Raw genomic sequence first — 15,414 nt, 5'->3', positions numbered from 1 at the left:
TTAATAGAACAACATCTGTAGAATCAAGCTAGATCCTGCAACACAAAACCAAGCAATCAACCCTACTAGAAGGGGGGCAGCTCCTGCTGCACGGAACTGCTTCCAAGAAACCTTGCTTCCGATTCCGACCAAAGCCATAGCCATAAAGAGGCGAGAAAGGTCCTTTAAGTAAGGTAGAACCCCTTTAGGTACCAGGCCAATAGAAGAAAGAATAGAAGCAACAATAAACCAGATGATAAACCAAGGAATAATTTTCTTTAACATTCCTTTGTTTCTTCCTTGTTGTTTACTCCGATACCATTTTAAACCGATCAAGCCCAAACAAACTGGTACAATCATCAGGGCGCGTGTTAACTTAACAATGGTCGCCATTTCACCCGCCGCCTTACTATAAGAAAACGCTGCTGCTACAACTGATGACGTATCGTTAATGGCTGTTCCTGACCAGAGGCCAAATTGAAAATTAGACATCTGCCATAAATGCCCTAATACTGGAAAGATAAAGACAGCCAAAATGTTGAAGAAGAAGATAGTTGACATGGATAAGGCAATTTCCTCTTCGTCTGCTTCAATGATCGGCGCAGCTGCCGCGATAGCAGATCCACCACAAATAGCCGTTCCAAACCCAATTAAGGTCCGTAGATGAGATTTCAGATGAAAGGCTTTCCCAAAGATCATCGCTGCAAGAAAGGCAACTGTTATCGTTGGCAGACTAATCTTCAAAGAAGACAAGCCTGTAGAGGCAACCGTCGCAATCGGCAAGCTAAATCCCATGAAAACAATGGAATACTGCAATAGTTTCTTACCGGACCAGTTCAATCCTGGTCGTGAATCCTCTGGCAAATCTACCAACTCATTGAGGACAATTCCTAATATCAAAGCAAAGACACTTGAGCCAATGATGGGAAAGAAATTTCCCAAAAACATGGCACAGAGAGCCAGTACAAACGCAATCGCAAGTCCAAATCCTTTATTTTTCATTCTTTCAATTTCTTTCAAAAAAGTCAGCTACTTGCTCAACAAGCCGCTCTCTCACTGTCGTGTGAAGGGGCAACACTTGCTGCAAACCATCTAAAATTTGTTTTCCATATCGTTTGGTTACCACCCGCTGATCCAATAAGAGGACCAACGATTCTTGGTCTTGGAAACGGCTGGTTCTTCCAATAGCCTGTTTTAACCTTAAAATCGCAACCGGAAGACTATAGTCATAAAAGGGATTTTTCCCTTGTTCTCTGAGTTTTGTATTCAGCTTTTGGACCATATAATCTTTAGGGTTATCAAAAGGAAGGCGCGCGATGATTTGAATCACTTCTCTTTGATGGGAAAAATCGACTCCCTCCCAGAAGCTTCCCGTCCCCAATAAAATGGAGCTTTCCCCTCGGTCAAATCGACGCTTAATATTGGCTGCATCACCGTTTCGATACTGAGCCAAGTGAGGAAACTTCAAGGCGTTTGACGTCTCCAGTAACAATTCTTTTGAGGTAAACAAAAGAAAAATTGGTTTTCTTAGAGGAAAAAGTTCATTGACGAGCCGACAAATCTCTCCTGCATACTCCACGGAAGATAAAGAAACGACATCTGGAAAATCAATCGGCACCAGCAATTCCTGATGTTGTTTGATTGTTATTGGCACCCGATAGATTTGCTGCTCTTGGTATCCTAAAAGAGCAGGCAAATGCACCTTTTTGCTGATCGCGATCGTTGCTGATACAAAGAGCACGGTCACTTCCTCAGGCACAAACTCCTTAAAGGATAGTAAGTCCTCGACTCCTCCATGGAGACGAAGAATCTGGTGGCTTTCGACCACTTCTTTGTCTATCCAAAAAGTTTGGTATCGCTCATCAAACAACTCCTTTAGATTCGCTAAAGATTCGTTTTTTAATTCTGAGACATCCTGTCGTATTTTTACCACCGTTTGATCTGATAAGATCGCTGTTTTTCCTTGCACAACTTCCTTAGAGCAAGCATTTAGCTCAAATTGAATACTCTCCAGCAACCGTCGCTGTAGAAGATCTTTCTCCTCTTCGATGGCGTGTTGCAAACTTAGAAGAAGAGATTGCAAGGTTTCTTCTCTCTGTGAAAACTGTTCTAAAGCAAAGAAGAGTTTTTGAGCTTCATCCACGACCAGAACAGATTCTTGAAGTAGACTTTTATCATCTTCTAGACGAGTTAACAGATAGGCATGATTGGTCAGAATCACCCGACTGGTTTTCACTTTTTCCTGACCAAGACGCCAAAAATCTTCCTGATAAAAAAGTGAACGTTTCGACAATTGGCCATCGTGGCAAATGTCAGCTACAAAATGGGCGTGACGATAGAGTTGGCCAATTTCACTGAATTCTCCCGTTTCTGTCATGGTCAGCCAAACCAAGAGTTGCATTTTAAAGCGTCGGATCATCCTATTATCTGAATCAGTCTGTAAAGTCTCATAAAATTTATCAAGTTGGATGTAATCCTTGGGACTTTTCAGACTATGAAAGGGAATTTGGAAAAGTTCTTGGATAGTCTTTCCTTCCTTCTTCATAATTTGATCTTGAAGAATTTTAGTCGGAACACTGACAAGAATGCGCTTGGAGGTTTTAGCCAAAAGCGTTAATAGATAGGCATAGGTCTTCCCAATTCCTGTTGGAGCCTCTATAAAACTTGGGAGAGGCTGATGCAAACTTCCCTCTATATAAGCCGCAAATTCACTTTGCTCCGGATAAGCCTCCATTCCCAACAGCTGCATATTGAGTTCAAACTGTTCAGACAAATGACGACTTTCTAAAAACTGCTGTTGCTTACGCAAATAAAGTCCATGAATTTCTACTAAATGAGATGGCAAAAAGAGGCTACTGTCTTCAAGCGCATCTTCTATTAAGAGCCGTGATTCATAAATCAAACAATCCGCCATCGAAAGAAGGTTCTCAATCAACCCTCTTGGTAAGCTCGCAATTTTTTCTCTTACCTTCAACAGTAGCTGGGCTGTTGCCATAGCATCTGCTAGAGCAGAGTGAGCGTGGTGCAACTCAATTTCCAGTTCAGCTGCAAGCGCTCCTAAATTGTAGCGTTCTAAAGTCGGATAGAAAATTTGAGACAATTCAACCGTATCAATCCGAGGAGTCGTTAGCTCAAATCCTTCCCAAAAGAGGGCTTCTGCCAATAAATTGGCATCAAATTTGACATTATGGGCCACAAAGACGGCATCTTCTATTAATTCAAAAATTTCTTTTGCCACTTGTGCAAACTCTGGTGCTTTTCGCAAGCGAGCATCTGTCAGGCCGGTCAATTGTTTGATGTGCTCATCCAATCGTTCATGAGGATTCACATCCGTCTCATAGGATTGTGTGATCACGCCATCTTCAACGATGACAATTCCAACCTGAATGATCTTGGCATTGCTTCCAGCACTGGTCGCTTCCAGATCCACAATGGCGTATTTCCGTTTCTGTCTTGTCATAGTACTTAAAATTATATCACGTTTGAACAAGCTCTGCAGATTTTTTTCTCCTTTCGAGCCGACTTCAATCCTGTTATTTTCCTCGTAATTTGATACACTATTCTAGAAAGGAGTCCCAATGAAAATCTATCGAACTGTTAATCCTGTTGCTTATGAAAACACCTACTACCTTGAAAATGACCACTCCCTCATTCTTGTCGATCCTGGTAGCGACTGGGCGACTATTCAAAAACAAATAGAGCGCATCGGAAAACCAATCGTAGCGATTCTTTTAACCCATACGCATTACGATCACATTATGAGTCTTGAAAAGGTTAGTCAGACGTATCATTTCCCACCAGTCTATGTCCATTCGGCAGAAGCCAGTTGGTTGTCTTCTCCTGTCGATAATTTATCTGGTTTGGATCGTCATGTGGATTTAGAAGATGTTGTATGTAAGGAGGCCAACTTCCTTTATGACATTCGCTCCGATTACCAAATAGCCGATTTCCACTTTTATGTTCTGGAGACACCAGGCCACTCTGCAGGAGGGGTTTCCATCGTCTTTCCTGAGGATCACCTGGTTCTATCTGGTGATGCCCTTTTTCGCGAAACCATTGGACGGACCGATCTTCCGACAGGGAACGCGACACAGTTGCTTAGCAGTATCAGAGAAGAACTCTTTACCCTTCCATCTTCCTACACCGTCTATCCCGGTCATGGCCCTGAAACTTCTATTGGTCACGAGAAAATGTTCAATCCCTTCTTTAGACAATCCTAAAGAGTCCTGTATCCTCCTTCCTGTCCTCGTATAGTAGACAAAAAAAGCAAGTGTGACCTTGCTTTTTTATTATATCTTAAGAAATCGTCTCATGGAGATTGAAGAACCAATCGCCCCGATCAAAATTCCTAATCCAAAGAGGCCACCCACCATGATCGGTACCAAAACATGTGGACTATAGAGATACAGATTTTGATCTGCCAAATTATTGTTCATTGATGTATAGACAACATTATAAACATAGAAGACCAAAGCTGAAGGAATCATGGCTCCCAAGAGACCAATCCAAGCACCTTCAAAAAGGAATGGTGCACGAATATAGCCATTTTTTGCTCCTACCAGTCGCATAATCTTAATCTCACGACTACGTGAAATGATGGTAATCCGAATGGTATTAGAAATCAAGAAGACTGCAATGAAGATCAATAAAGCTACACCAATCAATCCCCAGTTTCGAATGAAAGTTCCAAGTGCGAACAAGCGTTGGGTATCCACCCCACCATCTTTAACTTCAGAGACCCCTTCAATTTTTTTGGCATCTGCTGAGACTTGCTTTACATATTTTGGAGCTGTCGTCTCTACATAATAGGCATCGTAGAGAGGATTGGCATCTCCATCAAAAATCTTCCAGTTGTTCCCAGCCGTTTTGATCAGTTTATCATACTGTTCTTCCTTGCTAGAAAAATCAACCTTGTCAACATGTTTCATGGCTGTTAGAGCATCGTAGACCTTATGGTAGTTTTCATTGGTCACAGTTTGACCTTCTTTTTCAATCTGCTCGCTCTGATCTTGAATATCTTTACGCATGTATACCACAACACGCACACTATTTTGAATATCATCTGAAAGCTTGATGGTATTGGCAATCACAGAGGCGAAAATAGCAACCAAGCTAAGAGTAATCATAACCGAGCTGACCGCTGCAATCGTCATCCAACCATTTCGTTTCAAGCTTTTAAGCGATTCGATTAAGTGTCGGAAAAATCTTCTAATCATCGTATCCGTACTCTCCTTCCGCTTCATCACGCACTACACGACCATTTTCAATCGCGATGACACGGTGACGTAAAGTATTTACAATCTGGCTATTGTGGGTCGCCATCAATACTGTGGTCCCTTGGAGATTAATCCGCTCCAAAAGATTCATGATTTCCCAGGAATTATCTGGGTCCAAGTTACCAGTTGGTTCATCTGCAATCAAGACTTTCGGATTGTTGACGATCGCGCGAGCAATCGCAATCCGTTGTTGCTCCCCACCGGACAATTCATTCGGGAATGAGCGGACCTTGTGTTTCAAACCAACAAGATCCAAAACTTCCATTACACGTTTTTTAATATTGCGACGGCGTTCACCGATAACTTGCATTGCGTAGGCGATATTTTCATAAACGGTTTTCTTTGGAAGCAATTTATAATCTTGGAAGACCACTCCTACATTGCGTCGCAACATTGGGATATCGCGTTTTTTGATTTTATCCAAATTAAAACCAGCTACTTTTAAGCTTCCTTTATCGTGTTTGACTTCACGGTATAAAAGTCGAATAAAGGTCGACTTCCCTGCACCAGAAGGTCCTACGATATAGGCAAATTCTCCTGGTTCAATTTGGACAGAGACCCCGCGAAGGGCCGTAGTCCCGTTGTCATACTTTTTGACAACATCTTTCATTTCAATCATTGACATGTAATGAAATTCCTTTCATTCTTTTCTGTTTGATTCCCTTTAGGTTATTGGAGACGCCATTTGAGATAGGCATCGATAAAGCCATCGATATCTCCATCCATCACCTTATCCACCTGCGCTACTTCGTAGTTGGTCCGGTGATCCTTCACCATGGTATATGGGGTAAAGACATAAGAGCGGATTTGACTTCCCCAGGTGATTTCTTTTTTATCCCCTTTTAGAGAATCCACTTCTGCTGCTTTTTTCTCTTGCTCCAATTGGTAGAGTTTAGCTTGCAACATCTTCATAGCCCGATCACGGTTCCCGTATTGGGTCCGATCCACGGTGGATGCCACTACAATCCCTGTCGGAATGTGGGTCAAGCGCACCCCTGTAGAAACCTTGTTGACGTTTTGTCCACCAGCTCCACCAGAGCGGAAGGTATCCATCTTGATATCATCATCACGAACTTCGACTTCGATGGTATCGTCTAATTCGGGCATGACCTCAACAGATGTAAAGGAGGTATGACGTCGTTTAGCAGAGTCAAATGGAGAGATTCGAACCAAACGGTGTACCCCCATTTCAGATTTCAGAAGACCGTATGCATGTGGCCCTTCAAAGGATAGGGTCACAGACTTGATTCCAGCCTCATCCCCAGCCTGATAGTCCAAGACTTCAACTTTAAAGCCGTGGGCATTTCCAAAACGTGTATACATCCGAAGAAGCATGTCCCCCCAGTCCTGAGCTTCTGTTCCTCCAGAACCTGGGTGGATTTCTAAGATGGCATTATTATTGTCATAGGGTTCAGACAATAGCAAGGTCATCTCATAGCTGGTCATACGTTTATCCAGCTCCTCCAACTTCTCGATCAATTCTTCTTTGACCGAATCGTCTTCTGCCAAAAAATCCAGTAAGATTTCTGACTCATCAAAGAGATCCACCATTTGATGGAAATTTTCATAGGTCTGCTTGAGTTCATTTAATTCTTGAGATGTCTTTTGCGCAGCAATGTTATCATCCCAAAAATCAGGTTCTGTCATTTTATTCTCTAAAATGGCAATTTCTTCTTCCAATGCCTCTAAGTCAAAGAGACCCCCTGAAAGAAGCTAATTTTTCACGATTTGCGTCAATTTTTTGACGAATTTCTGAAATGTCCATAAGTACCTCTTTCTATGTATCTAGTCTATTATATCATAACCTTCACTATTTGCCCACCTTCCAATATTGGATCAGCTGGTTAACCATTAGCAATCTAGCTAATTTTCAACATTTTTCCATTCATTTGTAACCTAATTGTTAGAAAAAAAGATGCTCTTATGCTAGACTGGTAGCATGACAACAGTAGCTTTTATGTCCGATTTACATATTGATTCGAACAACTTTGGAAAAGAAGAATTAGAAACTCTGATCACCCTTTTCCAGCAACAAAACATTCAACATCTCCATATTGCAGGAGATATTGCCAACGGCTTTGAAAAGACGTCACAGGAATTTTTAGACCAACTTCAATGTCACCTTCCAGTGACCTTTAGCTTGGGAAATCATGATATGCTGGGCCTATCAGAAGAAGACATAAGACCTTTTGAATTTCAAAAAATTCCCTTCTCCAATCATACGCTTCTTGCTTTTTCGGGCTGGTATGACTACAGCTTTGTTCCTACTATCTCTCCCCAAAAACATCTCCAAACCAAGAATCTATTTTGGTTTGACAGACGCCTCCAACGAATGGGAGCTGATCCAGCCATTACCAAAAATCTTTTACAAGAGCTGGAACAAGAGCTCATGCGTGTAGATCAACCCTTGATCATTGCCATGCACTTTGTGCCTCATCGTCAGTTTCTCCTGCGCCATCCTTATTTTGAACGCTTTAATGCTTTTCTAGGGAGTCAAACCTTTCATGAGCTTTTTAGACAATATCCTGTCAGAGAAGTGATTTTTGGTCATAGCCACCACCGAATGCCAGCAACAACGATTGACACCATCACCTATCATGCCAGACCTTTAGGCTATGTCCGAGAATGGGAGCTCTGCAAACAATTTTTCGAAGCTTTTCCTGAATATGATTTTCCAAAACGATACGATCCCTACAAACGCTATCGCAGAATCAAAGACCTCCCCGAATTTAAAGCATACAAGAAAAAACAGCTCGCTCATGAATTTTCTCAAGCCATGACTATCCTTGAACTATAAAAAAATTGGTCCCTCTGGGACCAATTTTTTTACTCTTCTGTACCCAAGAGATTTTTTGCAACGATTGCAGCCAGAACACCACCGACAATTGGAGCCAAGATAAAGATCCAAATTTGTTGAAGGGCTGCACCACCAACAAAGAGGGCAGGTGCCAAGCTACGAGCTGGGTTAACAGAAAGTCCTGTAATGTTCAAACCAACAAGAATAATCAAGGTCAAGCTCAAACCGATCACAAGACCCGCGATCTTGCCATTTCCTTTAGAAGCTGATGTCACTGTCATGATGACCAAAATAAAGATAAAGGAAGCAATTACTTCAAACAAGAATCCGCCAAATGGAGTCACACCCTTCGCTAGGGCGTTTTCACCAAGACTAGCTGTTGACATACCTGAATTTGACAAGAGGAAGAGTACTGTTGCAGATGCGAGAACCGCACCCACTACTTGCGCTGCAATATAATTAATCAAGTCCTTTGAAGACAAGCATAAATGTGCCGATTACTTCAGCAAAAAACTTTTTCATAATATAAGTTTCCTTTCTTCAAACTGTTGTCTAGTTTATCAAAAATCCACACGTACCTCAAGAAATATGCCCAGTCTATTTTGCCCGCAAAAAAGCCATCCGGAGATGACTTCTTTTATGTTTAAATAGCGTTTTTATCTTTTCCAAGTGCACGTTGAACGGCTTTAACAATCTCAACGAGAACAACAATCAAGAGCGAGCCAATCATAACAGCTAACCATTGTGTCAAACTTAAATGAGACACATGGAAGAGTTTGTTAAATCCAGGGACAATGATGGTTGCCATCAAGAGAACAAAGGCAACTGGAATCGACCAGTTAAAGGTCTTGTTCTTAAAGAGTCCCACTTTAAAGATGGATTGGTAAACCGATTTGACGTTAAAGGCATGGAGCAATTGGATCAAACCAAGAGTTGCAAAGGCCATGGTCAAAGCGTCTGCATGGATTTCTGCACGAGTCGCATGTTCTGGAGAGAGCAAAGCCCAGCCATAAACACCAAGAACCAGCATGGTTTGGAAGACACCTTGATAAAGAATGGCTCCAAAGACCCCACCGTCAAAGAAGTTAGATTTACGTCCACGAGGTTTGTGGGTCATGACACCTGGCTCAGCTGGTTCCACACCAAGAGCGATGGCTGGTAGCGTATCTGTCACCAAGTTGATCCAGAGAAGATGTACTGGTTGAAGCACATCCCATCCAAAGAGCGTTGAAAAGAAGATGGTGAAGACTTCAGCCATATTGGCGGACAAGAGATACTGAATAGATTTTTGGATATTGGAGAAGACCTTACGTCCTTCTTCTACCGCTACGATAATAGTGGCGAAGTTATCATCGGCAAGGACCATGTCTGAAGCTCCCTTAGAAACTTCTGTACCTGTAATCCCCATACCGATACCGATGTCAGCTGTCTTAAGTGATGGTGCATCGTTGACTCCATCCCCTGTCATGGCAACAACTTTTCCTTCATTTTGCCAAGCTTTCACGATTCGAACCTTGTGTTCAGGTGATACACGCGCATAGACAGAGTATTGCTTGAAGACTTTTTGGAATTCTTCATCAGAGAGTTCGTTCAACTCAGCTCCTGTAAAGACGTGGTCTTCTGTATCATTTGGATCGATGATTCCAAGACGTTTAGCAATGGCTTCTGCTGTATCTTGGTGGTCACCCGTGATCATGATAGGACGGATACCCGCTTCCTTAGCGACACGGACCGCTTCTGCTGCTTCTGGACGCTCAGGGTCAATCATGCCGACCAAACCAGAGAAGATCAGGTCAGACTCAACAATTTCAGATTCCAAGGTTGGAATTTCGTTGCTTGTCTTATAAGCCATCATCAAGACACGAAGGGCTTGTTTAGCCAAGTCTTTGTTGGTAGCAAGGATAGCTTTCTTATCTTCATCCGTGATAGGACGAACTTCCCCATTAACTTCAATACGCGTCACACGTTTGAGCAATTGGTCAGGGGCCCCCTTAACAGCGATAAAGTAAGAACCGTCAGCTTCCTTATGAATGGTTGACATAAGCTTACGGTCTGAGTCAAACGGCAATTCAGCCACACGTGGCTCATCCTTCAAGACTTCACGAACGTCAAAGTTGTGGTCCAAACCAAACTGAACAAGGGCTGTTTCCGTTGGATCCCCAATCAATTTACCAGATGGGTCCACTTTAGTGTCATTGGCAAAGTTCATGATACGAAGCGTATTGTTGTTAGCTCCAATTTCGGTTGCTGCACTTTGTAATTGACCGTTGGTATAGACTTTTTCAACTGTCATTTGGTTCATAGTCAAAGTACCTGTTTTATCAGATGCAATGATTTCTGTTGAACCAAGTGTTTCAACGGCTGGCAATTTACGAACAATCGAATTGCGTTTGGCAAGGGTTGTAGTTCCCAAAGAGAGAACGATGGTTACAATGGCAGGAAGTCCTTCTGGAATCGCCGCAACCGCAAGGGCAACAGCTACCATCAAGCCTTCCAATGGATGTTCACCACGAACGAATACACCAACCAAGAAAGTAATAACGGCAATCACAACAATCAAGTAAGTCAAGGCCTTAGATAATTGTTCCAAGCTTTGCTTCAATGGTGTCTCTGTCTCGTCAGCATTAGCCAACATATCTGCAATCTTACCAACTTCTGTGTACATACCAGTGTTTGTCACGACACCAATACCACGACCGTATGTTACGTTTGAGTTTTGGTAACCCATGTTAACACGATCCCCGATACCAGCATCTGCTTCAACAAGTCCTGTCACATCTTTTTCTACTGGCACAGACTCCCCTGTAAGAGCTGCTTCTTCGATCTTAAGAGAAGCTGCTTCCAACAAGCGCATATCAGCAGGAACCACATCTCCAGCTTCTAGCAAGACGATGTCTCCAGGTACCAATTCTTTGGAATCAATTTCAATCACGTGACCATCACGGCGTACACGCGCTAATGGACTAGACATGTTTTTCAGTGCTTCGATAGCTGCTTCTGCTTGTCCTTCTTGGTAGACACCAAAGGCTGCGTTCAAAACAACAACGGCTAAGATGATCATGGCATCTGTAAGGCCGTCCATTCCTTCTGTAATCACAGAGAGAGCTGCGGCGATCAGCAAGATGATGATCATCAAATCTTTAAACTGATCGATAAACTTAGACAAGAGGCTACGTTTTTCACCTTCGTCCAGTTCATTATGACCATAAGTCGCCAAACGTTCTTGAGCTTGAGCAGTTGACAAGCCTTCAATTGAAGAGTCCAATTCCTTTAGAACTTCTTCTTTACTCTGTGTATAAAACAAAGCTTTATTTTGTTCTTTTGACAAAATAATTTCCTCCTTATAGCTTTCTACTAGGTCTCTTTTGCACAAAAAAGAGACCTGTTTGAAAAAACAAGTCTCGCCGTTTAATATAGTGCCGGAAATAATTTCGTAATGACGACACTATCGCGGAAAACCGCCAGCTACTCCCTTGAGTGCTTTTATTATACCATTTTTATAGAATAAAGCAAGCGGGATCTCGAATAATTTAATGAGGTCTATTCTTCCCATTCCACCAGTAATTGATAATTGGCAAATTCCTGTTCTCCATCGAGAGTTAGCAAACGATAAGAGACTTGCAAATGACCTGCTTCTAATTGAAAGAGATCTGTTGTAATCAAAAACTGCTGAATGCCCATCGGAGTGGGAATGATTGCCCCACCATCTTCATTTTTGTAGAAACGCATGATGGATTTAGGACTTGAGAATCGTGTCATGATCAATTCATCGTTGGAAAATTTCAAAGCAACCTTTTCATCTTCTTCATTGGTATACAAGAGATATTGAAAACCTGCTTTTTCCTTCCATTCACCTTGATAGTACTGATCAACGATTTCCATTTCTTCTCCAAATCGAATGGTATTTTGAATGCGAATCTGCATCTTTGTCTCCTTCTCTTCTTTTCTTGCCTTACTATTCTATCAAATTTTACGCATTTTGACTGCCCCTATTAGCCTCTAGATCGCAAAATAGGCTTTTTTTTGCTATAATAGACCCATGAATGAAAAAGTCTTTCGCGATCCCGTACATGATTACGTTCATGTGGATCATCCCATCATTTATCAATTAATTAATAGTAAAGAATTTCAACGACTACGCCGCATCAAACAACTGGGGACATCTGGTTTTACCTTCCACGGTGGGGAGCATAGTCGTTTTTCTCACTGTCTTGGCGCCTATGAAATTTCAAGACGCATCCTGTCCATTTTTGAGGAAAAGTATGCAGAGCAATGGAATTCTGATGAAAACTTACTGACCATGACAGCCGCTCTTCTTCATGACATTGGACATGGTGCCTATTCCCATACCTTCGAAGGACTCTTTGGGACCGATCATGAAAAAATGACCCAGCTGATCATCACCAGCCCAGAGACGGAGGTCAATCAAATCCTCTTACAGGTAGCACCTGATTTCCCAAATCGTGTAGCCAGCGTCATTGATCATACCTATCCCAATAAACAAGTGGTACAATTGATTTCTAGTCAAATTGATGTGGACCGAATGGATTATTTACTGCGGGATGCCTACTTTACGGGTGCTTCCTATGGAAAATTTGACTTGACCCGTATTTTGCGTGTCATTCGACCAATTGAAAATGGCATTGCCTTCCAACAAAATGGCATGCACGCTGTCGAGGATTACGTGGTCAGTCGTTACCAAATGTATATGCAGGTCTACTTCCACCCGGCTACTCGTGCCATGGAAGTCCTCCTTCAAAATCTTCTCAAACGCGCTAGAACCATTTATCCAGATCAGAAAGAGTATTTTCAACTGACTTCACCTCGCTTGATTCCATTTTTTGAAGAAGAGGTCACCATTCAAGACTACCTAAATCTAGATGACGGTGTGATGAATACCTATTTCCAAGTCTGGATGGATAGTCCGGATACCATCTTGTCTGATCTTGCTCAGCGCTATATTAATCGGAAAGTCTTCAAATCGATTCTATTTACAGAAGATAAGCGAAAAGACTTAGCAATCCTTGAAAAACTGATCAAAGAGGTTGGGTTTAATCCAACCTACTACACAGCTATTCATCAAAATTTTGACCTGCCCTACGATATTTATCGACCAGAGCTTGAAAAACCGCGGACCCAGATCGAGATGATCCGAAAAGATGGGAGTCTCGCTGAATTGTCTCAGTTGTCTCCACTCGTCGCTGCTTTAGCAGGAACTCGCTATGGAGACAACCGCTTCTATTTCCCAAAAGAAATGCTGGAGGTTAATGGACTTTTCAGTAAGCAAGTAGAGGAATTCACTTCCTATATCACCAATGATTATTTTACAGGAGAGACGGATGTCCATTAAATTAGTGGCGATCGATATCGACGGTACACTTCTCAATTCAAAAAAAGAGATCACACCTTCCGTATTTGAAGCCATTCAAGACGCTAAAGCCGCAGGCGTTAAAATCGTGATCACAACCGGTCGTCCTATCGCAGGGGTCTCAAAACTTTTAAAAGAACTCCATTTGATGGATCCTGGAGACTATGTTATTACCTTTAATGGTGGTCTGGTTCAAGAAACCGCTACTGGAAAAGAACTCATCAAGGACCTTTTAGATTATGAGGACTATCTCGATATCGAGTCTCTTGCTAACAAACTCCAAATCCACTCTCATGCTATTACTAAAGACGGCATCTATACCAGCAATCGCGATATCGGACGCTACACCATTCATGAATCTCAACTGGTCAATATGCCCCTTTATTACCGGACGCCTGAAGAAGTTCGAGAGAAAGAATTTGTCAAGGCCATGTATATCGATGAACCAGATATTCTGGATACTGCGATTGCAAAAATCCCAAAAGAATTTCAGGACCGCTTCACCATGGTCAAATCAGCCCCTTTTTATTTAGAAATTCTAGGAAAAACGACCAATAAGGGAGCTGCCCTTCTTCATCTAGCTGAACGACTTGGAATCCAGCAAGATGAAACCATGGCTATCGGAGATGAAGAAAATGACCGTTCCATGCTAGAAGTCGTGGGACATGCTGTCGTTATGGAAAATGGCAATCCAGCTCTTAAAAAAATTGCTACAACTATTACCAAATCAAATGATGAATCTGGCGTTGCATACGCCATTAGAAAGTGGGTATTATAAGAAATGTACCATTACCAGCTAGGAATTTCTGCTAGTGAGCATGACGACTTTGTTATTCAGAGTGACCAAACCAATCTCTTACAAAGCAGCTCATGGGCAAAAATCAAAGATAATTGGGGAAATGAACGGGTTGGTTTTTATCAAGAAGACCAATTAGTCGCTGTTGCAAGCATCTTGATTCAACCCCTGCCACTTGGCTTTTCCATGCTCTACATTCCTCGAGGCCCAATCATGGATTACCAAAACAAAGAGCTGGTTTCATATGTGATCCAGTCCCTTAAAAAGATAGCCAAACAATACAAAGCCTTATTTGTGAAGTTTGATCCAAGTCTTTTCTTGAGTAAACAATTGATTGGACAAGAAAATACGGAAACCACTGATGTACAAGCGGTCATCGACACCTTAACTAAAGAAGGGGTTGAATGGACTGGCCGAACCAGTGATATGGCAGAAAATATCCAACCACGCTTTCAAGCGAATATCCACATAGAGTTTTTCACTGAGCAAGATCTTTCAAAATCTACTCGACAAGCCATCCGAACTGCTCGAAACAAAGGGATCCAAGTTCAATTTGGTGGGACTGAATTGTTAGAGGACTTTGCTTCTCTCATGAAAAAGACTGAGGCACGTAAAAGCATTCATTTGCGTGGAAAAGACTACTACGAAAAACTACTCACAACCTACCAAGGAAAATCCTACATTACTTTATCTACTCTAGATCTCGAGAAACGGAAAAGCTCCCTTATAAAAGATCTTGAAAAAAACAAGGCAGAGGCTGAAAAATTCACAGAAAAAACAAAGCCTGGCAAGGTTGAGAATAATCAAAAAGAAAAAGAGCGGATAGAGGAAGAACTGCAATTTCTTGAACAGCATCTCCAAGCAGGTAGACAGGTTGTTCCTTTATCTGGGACCTTAACCCTTGAATTCGGTGGGACGTCTGAAAATGTTTATGCAGGCATGGATGAAGAATTCCGCCGTTACCAACCTGCTATCCTCACCTGGTATGAAACTGCCCAACACGCTTTTGATCGTGGTGCTTCTTGGCAAAATATGGGGGGCATTGAAAATTCACTCGATGGTGGTCTCTATCATTTCAAATCTAAATTTAATCCTGTCATTGAAGAATTTGTTGGGGAATTCAACCTCCCAACCAGTCCACTCTATCCACTTGTAAACAAAGTCTACAAGATCCGGAAAAAATTAAGGAGTAAATAAG

At 42.0% G+C, this 15,414-nt stretch carries 12 protein-coding genes and 1 pseudogene; 5 read left to right on the top strand and 8 right to left on the bottom strand.

What is annotated here, in order from left to right; translation table 11 throughout:
* Window positions 1-981 carry a YeiH family protein gene (locus SM121_RS05295; protein ID WP_320910549.1) on the bottom strand — a complete coding sequence of 327 codons (981 nt, stop codon included), beginning with the start codon at window positions 979-981 and terminating at the stop codon, window positions 1-3.
* A gap of 4 nt (window positions 982-985) precedes the next feature.
* Window positions 986-3,439 carry a bifunctional DnaQ family exonuclease/ATP-dependent helicase gene (locus tag SM121_RS05290; RefSeq protein ID WP_320910548.1) on the bottom strand — a complete coding sequence of 818 codons (2,454 nt, stop codon included), beginning with the start codon at window positions 3,437-3,439 and terminating at the stop codon, window positions 986-988.
* Between the two features lie 118 nt (window positions 3,440-3,557).
* Here SM121_RS05290 and SM121_RS05285 point away from each other — a divergent pair, with 118 nt between their 5' ends.
* On the top strand, window positions 3,558-4,199 hold the full coding sequence (locus SM121_RS05285; RefSeq protein WP_151378627.1) for an MBL fold metallo-hydrolase: 642 nt from the start codon (window positions 3,558-3,560) through the stop codon (window positions 4,197-4,199).
* 69 nt (window positions 4,200-4,268) lie between these two features.
* Here the strand turns inward: SM121_RS05285 and ftsX are convergent, their stop codons facing one another.
* From ftsX to prfB, 3 genes are all read right to left on the bottom strand, one after another.
* A complete protein-coding gene (gene ftsX, locus SM121_RS05280) occupies window positions 4,269-5,195 on the bottom strand; it encodes a permease-like cell division protein FtsX (protein WP_037606699.1) in 927 nt (308 codons plus the stop codon).
* A complete protein-coding gene (ftsE, locus tag SM121_RS05275) occupies window positions 5,188-5,880 on the bottom strand; it encodes a cell division ATP-binding protein FtsE (protein ID WP_003002791.1) in 693 nt (230 codons plus the stop codon). Before ftsE ends, ftsX begins: the two co-directional genes overlap by 8 nt.
* A gap of 44 nt (window positions 5,881-5,924) precedes the next feature.
* A protein-coding gene (gene prfB, locus SM121_RS05270) for a peptide chain release factor 2 (RefSeq protein ID WP_100209015.1) occupies window positions 5,925-7,020 on the bottom strand; the annotation gives its coding sequence in 2 pieces (ribosomal slippage) (window positions 5,925-6,947 and window positions 6,949-7,020; 1,095 coding nt in all).
* Between the two features lie 174 nt (window positions 7,021-7,194).
* On the opposite strand from prfB, the gene SM121_RS05265 reads away from it, so the two are divergent.
* Entirely contained in the window at window positions 7,195-8,052 is an 858-nt protein-coding gene (locus SM121_RS05265) for a metallophosphoesterase (RefSeq protein ID WP_003012365.1), read from the top strand.
* Window positions 8,053-8,081: 29 nt separating this feature from the next.
* On the opposite strand, the pseudogene SM121_RS05260 reads toward SM121_RS05265, so the two are convergent.
* The 3 genes and pseudogenes from SM121_RS05260 to SM121_RS05250 form a co-directional block, all read right to left on the bottom strand.
* A pseudogene (locus SM121_RS05260) lies at window positions 8,082-8,534 on the bottom strand (MIP/aquaporin family protein); the annotation flags it as partial.
* A gap of 161 nt (window positions 8,535-8,695) precedes the next feature.
* Entirely contained in the window at window positions 8,696-11,380 is a 2,685-nt protein-coding gene (locus SM121_RS05255) for a cation-translocating P-type ATPase (RefSeq protein WP_003013508.1), read from the bottom strand.
* A gap of 212 nt (window positions 11,381-11,592) precedes the next feature.
* A complete protein-coding gene (locus tag SM121_RS05250) occupies window positions 11,593-11,976 on the bottom strand; it encodes a DUF1934 domain-containing protein (protein WP_320910547.1) in 384 nt (127 codons plus the stop codon).
* Between the two features lie 115 nt (window positions 11,977-12,091).
* Here SM121_RS05250 and SM121_RS05245 point away from each other — a divergent pair, with 115 nt between their 5' ends.
* From SM121_RS05245 to SM121_RS05235, 3 genes are read left to right on the top strand one after another with little or no spacing between them, the layout of a single operon-like run.
* On the top strand, window positions 12,092-13,402 hold the full coding sequence (locus SM121_RS05245; protein WP_013903868.1) for an HD domain-containing protein: 1,311 nt from the start codon (window positions 12,092-12,094) through the stop codon (window positions 13,400-13,402).
* Window positions 13,392-14,198, top strand: coding sequence for a sugar-phosphatase (yidA, locus tag SM121_RS05240; protein WP_155173002.1), 807 nt, complete (start codon window positions 13,392-13,394; stop codon window positions 14,196-14,198). Before SM121_RS05245 ends, yidA begins: the two co-directional genes overlap by 11 nt.
* A gap of 3 nt (window positions 14,199-14,201) precedes the next feature.
* The gene (locus SM121_RS05235) at window positions 14,202-15,413 is read left to right on the top strand and encodes an aminoacyltransferase (RefSeq protein WP_320910546.1); all 1,212 of its coding nucleotides are present in this window, start codon (window positions 14,202-14,204) and stop codon (window positions 15,411-15,413) included.
* Window position 15,414 lies beyond the last annotated feature (1 nt).

The organism is Streptococcus sp. S1 (assembly GCF_034137685.1).
GTDB classification, from domain to species: Bacteria; Bacillota; Bacilli; order Lactobacillales; family Streptococcaceae; genus Streptococcus; species Streptococcus dentalis.
The sequence above is the reverse complement of the archived record's forward strand: the minus strand, read 5'-3'. Positions and strand labels throughout refer to the sequence as shown.

Coding starts and splice junctions, on each gene's coding strand:
- SM121_RS05250 (WP_320910547.1), bottom strand. CDS start 11,976: ATGCAGATTCGCATTCAAAATACCATTCGATTTGGAGAAGAAATGGAA.
- SM121_RS05285 (WP_151378627.1), top strand. CDS start 3,558: ATGAAAATCTATCGAACTGTTAATCCTGTTGCTTATGAAAACACCTAC.
- SM121_RS05290 (WP_320910548.1), bottom strand. CDS start 3,439: ATGACAAGACAGAAACGGAAATACGCCATTGTGGATCTGGAAGCGACC.
- SM121_RS05235 (WP_320910546.1), top strand. CDS start 14,202: ATGTACCATTACCAGCTAGGAATTTCTGCTAGTGAGCATGACGACTTT.
- SM121_RS05245 (WP_013903868.1), top strand. CDS start 12,092: ATGAATGAAAAAGTCTTTCGCGATCCCGTACATGATTACGTTCATGTG.
- SM121_RS05295 (WP_320910549.1), bottom strand. CDS start 981: ATGAAAAATAAAGGATTTGGACTTGCGATTGCGTTTGTACTGGCTCTC.
- SM121_RS05265 (WP_003012365.1), top strand. CDS start 7,195: ATGACAACAGTAGCTTTTATGTCCGATTTACATATTGATTCGAACAAC.
- ftsE (WP_003002791.1), bottom strand. CDS start 5,880: ATGTCAATGATTGAAATGAAAGATGTTGTCAAAAAGTATGACAACGGG.
- yidA (WP_155173002.1), top strand. CDS start 13,392: ATGTCCATTAAATTAGTGGCGATCGATATCGACGGTACACTTCTCAAT.
- ftsX (WP_037606699.1), bottom strand. CDS start 5,195: ATGATTAGAAGATTTTTCCGACACTTAATCGAATCGCTTAAAAGCTTG.